5 protein-coding genes are annotated in these 7386 nt (G+C 66.9%); 2 read left to right on the forward strand and 3 right to left on the reverse strand.

The features are described from left to right. Window positions 1-69 precede the first annotated feature (69 nt). The gene (locus CG471_RS28260) at window positions 70-681 is read left to right on the forward strand and encodes a DJ-1/PfpI family protein (protein WP_099234480.1); all 612 of its coding nucleotides are present in this window, start codon (window positions 70-72) and stop codon (window positions 679-681) included. Between the two features lie 7 nt (window positions 682-688). Here CG471_RS28260 and metW read toward each other — a convergent pair whose 3' ends face one another. Both metW and CG471_RS28270 read right to left on the reverse strand, forming a co-directional pair. Then, entirely contained in the window at window positions 689-1282 is a 594-nt protein-coding gene (gene metW / locus CG471_RS28265) for a methionine biosynthesis protein MetW (protein WP_099234481.1), read from the reverse strand. Beyond that, window positions 1279-2409 carry a homoserine O-acetyltransferase gene (locus CG471_RS28270; protein WP_099234482.1) on the reverse strand — a complete coding sequence of 377 codons (1131 nt, stop codon included), beginning with the start codon at window positions 2407-2409 and terminating at the stop codon, window positions 1279-1281. Before CG471_RS28270 ends, metW begins: the two co-directional genes overlap by 4 nt. Window positions 2410-2484: 75 nt before the next feature. Here CG471_RS28270 and CG471_RS28275 point away from each other — a divergent pair, with 75 nt between their 5' ends. Further along, the gene (locus CG471_RS28275; RefSeq protein ID WP_099234483.1) at window positions 2485-3444 is read left to right on the forward strand and encodes a 2-hydroxyacid dehydrogenase; all 960 of its coding nucleotides are present in this window, start codon (window positions 2485-2487) and stop codon (window positions 3442-3444) included. 355 nt (window positions 3445-3799) lie between these two features. On the opposite strand, the gene CG471_RS28285 is transcribed toward CG471_RS28275, so the two are convergent. Further along, entirely contained in the window at window positions 3800-7372 is a 3573-nt protein-coding gene (locus tag CG471_RS28285; protein ID WP_099234485.1) for an error-prone DNA polymerase, read from the reverse strand. Between the last annotated feature and the right edge of the window lie 14 nt (window positions 7373-7386).

The following is a 7386-nucleotide window of genomic DNA, read 5'->3' on the forward strand; positions in this document are numbered from 1 at the left end:
GTTTGCAGGCCATGGGCGCGGGCGGGCAAGGGGCTATGGCAGGCGGGTGACGGCGCAGGAGGATGGCCCATGCAGATTGCGATACTGACGTTCGAGGGGTTCAACGAACTGGACAGTTTCATCGCCGCCGCCATCCTCAACCGGATGAAGCCGCAGGGCTGGGCCGCCTATATCACCGCGCCCGACGAGACGGTGACGTCGATGAACGGGGTGACGGTGCAGCGGCAGCGGCCGCTGGACCTTGCGGCGCAAGCGGACGCGGTGCTGATCGGCAGCGGCATCCGCACGCGCGAGATTGCGACCGATGCGGCGATGCTGGGCCGGATCGCGCTCGACCCGGCGCGCCAGCTGATCGGGGCGCAATGTTCGGGCACGCTGCTGCTGGCGAAGCTGGGCCTGGTCGGCGATCTGCCGGCCTGCACCGACCTGACCACCAAGCCCTGGGTGATGGAGGCGGGGGTGCGGGTGATCGATGCGCCCTTCATCGCCCATGGCAATGTCGCGACGGCCGGCGGATGCCTGTCGGCGCCCTATCTCGCCGCCTGGATGATCGCGCGGGGCGGATCGATGGCGGATGCGGAAGCGGCGCTCCATTATGTCGCGCCGGTGGGCGAGAAGGCAGATTATGTCGCGCGGGCGCGGGCGGTGATCGCACCATTCGTGGAAGCGGTGCCGGCCTGACGGGCGGCTATCTGCGCAGCAGGAACACCGCATGTTCGGCGAACAGATTGGCGTTCGCATGGGTGGTTTCCTTGTCCCCTTTCAGGAACCACTGGCCATCGATGGTCCAGCCGCGATCCTTCACCAGCGCGCGGAAATCATCCACCGTCACATGATGGATGTTGAGCGTGTCATACCAGGTGTCGGGCAATAGCCGCGTCACCGGCATGCGACCGCCCCACAGCAGCGACAGGCGGCCGCGCCAATGGGCGAAATTGGGGAAGGAGACGAAGGCCTGGCGGCCGATGCGCAGCAATTCCTCCACCACCAGGTCGGGGCGCCGGGTCGTCTGCAGCGTCTGGCTGAGGATCGCATAGTCGAAACTGGCGTCGGGATAATAGGCAAGGTCGGTGTCGGCGTCGCCCTGCACCACCGACAGGCCGCGGCCGACCGCAGCCGCGACATTGGATGCGTCGATCTCCAGCCCGCGGGCATCGGCCTGGCTGGTGTCGCGCAATGCCGCCATCAGCGCGCCGTCGCCACAGCCGACATCCAGCACCCGCGTGCCCGGCCGCACGGTGCGGGCAATCAGCGCGAGATCGGGGCGGAGGAGATCGCTCATGCCCGGCCACCGCGCAGGAAGCCATCGACCACCCGGTTCAGTTCCGGGCTTTCGAGCAGGAAGGCGTCATGGCCGAAGGGGCTGGACAGTTCGACGAAGCTGGCCTGCGCGCCCGAGGCGTTGAGCGCATGGACGATCGCGCGGGATTCGGCAGTGGGATAGAGCCAGTCGGTGTCGAAGCTGACGAGGCAGAAGCGCGCCCGCGTCGCGGTGAACGCTTTGGCCAGCGACCCGCCATGATCCTCGGCAATGTCATAATAGTCCATGGCGCGGGTGATGTAGAGATAGGAGTTGGCGTCGAACCGCTCGACGAAGCTCAGCCCCTGATGGCGCAGATAGCTCTCCACCTGGAAGTCCGCGTCGAAGCCGAAGGTCTTGGCGTCACGGCCCTGCAGCCGGCGGCCGAATTTCTCGGTCAGGCCCGCTTCGGAGAGATAGGTGATATGCGCCGCCATGCGGGCGACGGCGAGGCCCGCGCTCGGCACCTTGCCATCGGCATAATAGTCGCCGCCGCGCCAGAGCGGATCGGCCATGATCGCCTGGCGCCCGACTTCGTGAAAGGCGATATTCTGGGCGCTGTGGCGTGCGGTCGAGGCGATGACGACGCAGCGTTCGACCCGGTCGGGGAAGAGGGTGGGCCAGGTCAGCGCCTGCATGCCCCCCATCGACCCGCCGATCACCGCCGCCAGCCGATCGACGCCCAGATGATCGAGCAGCATCGCCTGCGCCCGCACCATGTCGGCGATGGTCAGCACCGGGAAGCGCATCGCATAGGGATCGCCCAGCGCCGGGTCGATGCTGGCGGGGCCGGACGACCCCATGCAGCTGCCGATGACGTTGGAGCAGATGATGAAATGGCGCGCCGGGTCGACCGGCTTGCCTTCGCCCACCATCCGCCACCACCAGCCCGGCTTGCCGGTGACGGGATGGTCCGATGCGACATATTGGTCGCCGGTCAGCGCGTGGCAGATCAGGATGACGTTGGATTTGTCCGCATTCATCTGCCCATAGGTCTCATAGGCGATGTCGACCGGGGACAGGCTGGCGCCGCTCGATAGCGGCAGCGGGCCGGGAAGGCGGGCCTGGCGGCGCAGGCCGAAACGTGTGTCAGGGGAAACGCTGGCCATGACATCGGGCTAAGACGAGGGAAAGAGGCTGTCAATTGGCGGGGCGGGGTGGCGATCGGCCTGCGCCGTGCCTAGATGGAGGGCATGACCGATCAGACCCGTCCGACCATCGTCGCCTATGGCCCGCTCTATCCCTATCTGACCGACCAGCTGGAGCAGCGCTTCACCGTCCATAATGTGGCGGCGGATGCGGATCTGTCCGCGCTGCCGGCGGAGGTGCTGGAAGCGCGAGCGCTGGTCAGCTTCGGATCGGTCGGGGCGCCCGCCACCATCATGGACGCGCTGCCGAAGCTGGAGATGATCGGGCTATTCTCGGTCGGCTATGACAAGGTCGATATCGACCATGCCCGCGCCAAGGGCGTCCGCGTCACCAACACGCCCGACGTGCTGACCGACGATGTCGCGGACCTGGCCGTCGGCCTTCTCTATGCGACGGTGCGCAACATCGCGGCCAATGACCGGCTGGTGCGGTCGGGCGGCTGGGCGCGGGGCGAAAAGCCGGCGCTGTCCGGCCGGGTGACCGGCGCGACCATCGGCATATTGGGGCTCGGCCGGATCGGCCGGGCGATCGCAAAGCGGCTGGAGCCGGTGGCCGGCGAGATCCTCTATCATAACCGCAAGCCGGCGGCCGACACCGCCTATCGCTATGTCGCCGACGCGATCGACTTTGCGCGCCAGAGCGACGTCATCATCGTCGCCACGTCGGGCGGGCCGGAAGCGGCCAAGCTGGTCGACGGCGCGATGCTGGACGCGCTCGGGCCGGATGGCGTGATCGTCAATATCAGCCGGGGCGGGGTGATCGACGAGGTTGCGATGGTCGAGCGGCTGGCCGACCGGCGCATCGCCGGCGCGGGGCTGGATGTGTTCGCGCACGAACCGCATGTGCCCGAAGCGCTGTTCGCGATGGACCATGTCGTGCTGCAACCCCATCAGGGCAGCGCCACCGTCCATACCCGCAAGGCGATGGCCGACCTGGCGGTCGCCAATCTGGATGCCTGGTTTGCAGGGGAGGCGCTGCTGACGCCGGTGGTGTAGGATGGGTGGGAAGCGGACATTCCTCCCCGGTACGGGGAGGGGGACCACTCGCGCAGCGAGTGGTGGAGGGGCACAGGCCCAATAGCGCAGCACTAATAGGCTCCTGCCCCTCCGTCAGCGCTTCGCGCTGCCACCTCCCCGTACCGGGGAGGAATGTCCGCACTTGGTCGTTTCTTGCAAGTTCTAGCCGGCGTCATCCTGACGAAGTAAGGATCCATTCTGCGCCATGGCGGATGGGGAGCGCTGAATGGATCCCGGATCAAGTCCGGGATGACGGAACCGGCGAGATCCGCTTTTCTGACCGACGATCGAACAAGCCGACGACAGTGAATGGCCGCTAGCCGTCCTCGCAATCTCAATGGAAGTCGCGCGATTTGGGCAGGATGCGCACGTCGCGGGGGTGACGGGCAGCGGGGGCGGCCTGTTTTGGCGGTTCGGATTGCGACAATCGGTTGAGGTCGGCGGTGCGGTCATGGATGCGGCTGGCCATCAGATGGACGACGCCTTCCTTGCTGCGCTGCACCTCGCCCTCGACCAGCATCAGCCGGCTGGCCATGACCGGGCGGCGCTGCAGCTCGAACAGGCGCGCCCAGAGCAGGATATTGGTGATGCCGGTCTCATCCTCGATGGTGATGAAGACGGCATTGCCCTTGCCCGGCCGCTGGCGCACCAGCACCACGCCGGCGGTACGGACGCGCGCGCCATTCTTCGCCGCGCTGGTCTGGGCACAGCTCAGCACCCCTTGGGCCGCGAACACCGGGCGCAGGAACTGCATCGGATGGCCCTTGAGCGAGAGGCGGGTCACCGCATAATCGTCCATCACCTGTTCGGCGAGCGGCATGGCGGGCAGCATCGCATCCGCCTCCTCCCCCAGTTCGCGGGCGGCGCGGTCGTGCCGGCGGGCGGCGGCAAACAGCGGCAGTTCGTCCGACGGGGTGCGCCGCGCCTCCCATAAGGCGGTGCGCCGGTCCTGCCCCAGCGAGCGGCAGGCATCGGCATCGGCCAGCAGCCGCAGCGCCCGCGCTGGCAGGCCGGCGCGCCGGGCCATATCCTCGATGCTGGTGAAGAGGCCGCTCTCCGCCCGTGCCGCCACCATCTGCGCTGCCCATTGTTCACGGAAACCGTCGACCTGGCGCAGGCCAAGGCGCAGCGCCAGCGCCCGGCCGTTGCCTTCGCCCTTGTCCGCGCGGCGGCTGCGCAACAGCGGTTCCAGGCCATTGTCCCAGCCGCTCATATTGACGTCGACATCATGGATGGCGACGCCATGCTCGCGCGCGTCGCGGACCAGCTGGGCCGGGGCATAGAAGCCCATCGGCTGGGAATTGAGCAGGGCGCAGGCGAAGATGGCGGGCTGGTGGCATTTGATCCAGGCCGAGACATAGACCAGCCGGGCGAAGGACAGGGCATGGCTTTCGGGAAAGCCATAGCTGCCGAACCCTTCGATCTGCTTGAAGCAGCGCGCGGCAAACTCCGCCTCATAACCGCGCCCGGTCATGCCGTTGATCATCTTCTCGCGGAAATGATGGATGGTGCCGACATTACGGAAGGTCGCCATCGCGCGGCGGAGCTGGTTGGCTTCGGAAGGTTCAAATTCGGCGGCCGTAATGGCGAGCTTCATCGCCTGTTCCTGGAACAGGGGGACGCCATAGGTCTTGCCGAGCAGGCTCTTGAGTTCATCCGCCGGGCCATGTTGCGGGCTGGGCGAGGGATAGGTCACCTTTTCCTCGCCACAGCGGCGGCGCAGATAGGGATGGACCATGTCGCCCTCGATCGGGCCGGGCCGCACGATCGCCACCTGCACGGTCAGGTCATAGAGGGTGCGCGGCCTGAGGCGCGGCAGCATGTTGATCTGCGCCCGGCTTTCGACCTGGAACACGCCGATGCTCTCGCCCTTGCAGAGCATGTCATAGACGGCCGGATCGCTGGAATTGAGGTCGACGGTCAGGCGATGGTCGCCCAGCCCCTGGTCGCGCATCAAATCGAACGCCTTGCGGATGCAGGTCAGCATGCCGAGCGCCAATATGTCGACCTTCATCAGGCCGAGCGCATCGATATCATCCTTGTCCCATTCGATGCAGCTGCGGTCGGCCATCGCCGCATGATGGAGCGGCACCGTCTCGTCGAGCCGATTCTGGGTCAGCACGAAGCCGCCGACATGCTGGGACAGGTGACGGGGGAAGGGGGCATCCAGCAACTGGCCGATTAGCGCACGGAGCTGCATGATCTGCGGGTTGTCGAGCGCGAAGCCGGCCTCGACGATGCGCTGGTCGCCGACATCGCCCGAATAGCTGCCCCAGACGGTGCTGGAGAGGCGGGTTGCGACATCTTCGCTGAGGCCCAGCACCTTGGCGACCTCGCGCACGGCGCTGCGCGAGCGATAATGGATCACGGTCGCGGCGATGCCCGCGCGATGACGGCCATAGCGCTCATAGATATATTGCATCACCTCCTCGCGCCGCTCATGTTCGAAATCGACGTCGATGTCGGGTGGCTCGTCCCGCTCCTCCGACACGAAGCGGGAAAAGAGCAGGTCATGCTGTTGCGGGTCGACCGAGGTCACGCCGAGCAGGAAGCAAACCATCGAATTGGCCGCCGATCCGCGCCCCTGGCACAATATGCCCTTGCTGCGCGCGAAGGCGACGATGTCGTGTACGGTCAGGAAATAATAGGCATAGTTGCGCTCGCCGATCAGCTTGAACTCCTCGTCCATCAGCGTGCGCACCTTGTGGGGGATGACCGGGCCATAGCGGGCATGGGCGGCGCTGACGGTCAGTTCCTCCAGCCATTGCTGCGCGCTCCAGCCCTCCGGCACCGGCTCGTGCGGATATTCGTAGCGCAGTTGGTCCAGGGTGAAGCGGATGGTGGAGAGGAAGCGGATCGTTTCGGACACCGCCTGCGGACAGGTGCGGAACAGATGGGCGATCTCGGCCGGGGCATGGATATGGCGCTCGGCATTGGCCTCCAGCTTCCTGCCCGCCCTGGCGATGGTCGTGCCCTCGCGAATGCAGCTCAGCACATCCTGCAGTGGCCGCTGTTCGGGGCTGGCATAAAGGGCGTCCATCGTCGCCAGCAGCGGCACGCCGGTCCGCGCCGCCAGATCGGTGAAGCCGGCCAGCCGTCGCGCATCGCGCCCGTCGCGGCGCAGCGCGGCGCCCAGCCAGATGCGACCAGGGGCCAGGCGATGGAGGCGCAGCAACAGGGCTTCCAGTTCGGTCGGGCGCGGTGGCGGGACCAGGCTCAGATGCTTCTGGCGGATCGCTTCGCCGGGCGGACGATCGGCAAAATCATAATCGACCGGGTGTCGATGCGCCTGCTGCTCGGTCGCGCTGGCATAGGGCAGGACGATCAGCTGCAATTCGTCGAGATGACCGGTCAGATCCTCATAGCGCAGGATGCAGTCGCCCTTGATCGAGCGGAGATTGCCGACCGTCAGCAATTTGGTGAGTTCGCCCCAGCCGCGGCGGGTGCGTGGATAGGCGATGATGTCGGGCGTGCCGTCGACGAACACCAGCCGGGCGCCGACCACCAGGCGCAGGTCGCTCTCGCAGCCCTGTTCCTCCTCTGGGCTGAGCATGAGCGGCAGGCCGGCCTCTTCCCTGGCCTTCATCAAGGCGGCGCGCGCCTTTTCCGGGGCCTTTTTGAGGGCGACATGGGCGCGGACCACGCCGGCGACGCTGTTGCGGTCGGCAATGCCGATGCCGGTGAGGCCCAATGCCATGGCGCGTTCCACCATGTCGCTGGCGTGGGAGGCGCCGCGCAGGAAGGAGAAATTGGTGGCGGCGACCAGTTCGGCGAAGGGGGGCTCGGCCGGTGCCGGGCGCGGCGGGGCGGGTTTGGTTTTTTCTCGCGCTGCCTCGATCGCGTTCAATTCGCGCCGGTCTATCGATCGGGGTTTGGCGGGATCGGGCGGCGGGCGCCGGCCGCTCATGCAAACAGGCCGTG

This window comes from Sphingobium sp. IP1, assembly GCF_002708645.1.
Lineage (GTDB): Bacteria > Pseudomonadota > Alphaproteobacteria > Sphingomonadales > Sphingomonadaceae > Sphingobium > Sphingobium yanoikuyae.

What these genes read in the sequence shown, in the direction of transcription:
- CG471_RS28260 (WP_099234480.1), top strand. Translation starts at nt 70, where the DNA reads ATGCAGATTGCGATACTGACGTTCGAGGGGTTCAACGAACTGGACAGT.
- metW (WP_099234481.1), bottom strand. Translation starts at nt 1,282, where the DNA reads ATGAGCGATCTCCTCCGCCCCGATCTCGCGCTGATTGCCCGCACCGTG.
- CG471_RS28270 (WP_099234482.1), bottom strand. Translation starts at nt 2,409, where the DNA reads ATGGCCAGCGTTTCCCCTGACACACGTTTCGGCCTGCGCCGCCAGGCC.
- CG471_RS28275 (WP_099234483.1), top strand. Translation starts at nt 2,485, where the DNA reads ATGGAGGGCATGACCGATCAGACCCGTCCGACCATCGTCGCCTATGGC.
- CG471_RS28285 (WP_099234485.1), bottom strand. Translation starts at nt 7,372, where the DNA reads ATGAGCGGCCGGCGCCCGCCGCCCGATCCCGCCAAACCCCGATCGATA.